Source organism: Nitrososphaerota archaeon, from assembly GCA_029785825.1.
Lineage (GTDB): Archaea > Thermoproteota > Nitrososphaeria > Nitrososphaerales > Gagatemarchaeaceae > UBA183.
Genome location: JAFLYY010000001.1, coordinates 1,704,758 through 1,704,986, shown reverse-complemented (window position 1 = coordinate 1,704,986; position 229 = coordinate 1,704,758). Strand labels below are relative to the sequence as shown.

The following is a 229-nucleotide window of genomic DNA, read 5'->3' as shown; positions in this document are numbered from 1 at the left end:
CATTACGGATGAGTATAACATCCCGGCGGATGCTTGCGCGAACCCTATGCACGGCTTAATCGCGCTCCCCACCGTGCGGGCGAGGGCGCTGGCCCTTCACGTCGAATCTACGACCCGACGTTGCATCTTCCGTAGGTTGTGCTCTACCTAGATACTCCTCGTTGCAGTGCGTGGTCATACTCGCTCGACTGTTCTTCTAAGGAGGTGATCTGGCTGTAGGTTCCCCTAC

At 57.2% G+C, this 229-nt stretch carries 1 rRNA gene (only partly in view); it reads right to left on the bottom strand.

The window, feature by feature from the left end:
• Positions 1–199 precede the first annotated feature (199 nt).
• Positions 200–229, bottom strand: a 16S ribosomal RNA gene (locus JRN21_09175); it runs 1,402 nt beyond the window's last position.